1 pseudogene is annotated in these 312 nt (G+C 62.6%); it reads left to right on the top strand.

Going from position 1 to position 312, the window contains the following annotated elements:
- Positions 1 to 312 (top strand): annotated as a pseudogene (locus tag B4F73_RS07150) (transketolase C-terminal domain-containing protein); the annotation flags it as partial.

The following is a 312-nucleotide window of genomic DNA, read 5'->3' as shown; positions in this document are numbered from 1 at the left end:
CCTTTCGCTATCCGCGTGGTGAAGGCACCGGCGCGGCTGTTCCGGAGAACCCCGAGCCGCTCGAAATCGGCAAGGGACGGATCGTTCGCGAAGGCACGACGATTGCGATACTGTCTTACGGCACGCGCTTGGGCGAAGCTGAAAAGGCTGCTGAAATGCNNGGCTGCGCAGGGCTTGTCTGCCACGGTTGCGGATGCGCGCTTTGCCAAGCCGCTGGACGCCGAACTGGTCGAACGATTGGCGCGCGAGCATGAGGTTCTGGTCACTATCGAAGAAGGTGCGACGGGCGGCTTCGGCAGCTTTGTGCTGGAA

Source organism: Hyphomonas sp. UBA3601, from assembly GCF_002375605.1.
In the GTDB taxonomy this organism is placed as follows: domain Bacteria; phylum Pseudomonadota; class Alphaproteobacteria; order Caulobacterales; family Hyphomonadaceae; genus Hyphomonas.
Note: the sequence above shows the minus strand (reverse complement) of the source record. Positions and strands in the feature narration are given on the sequence as shown.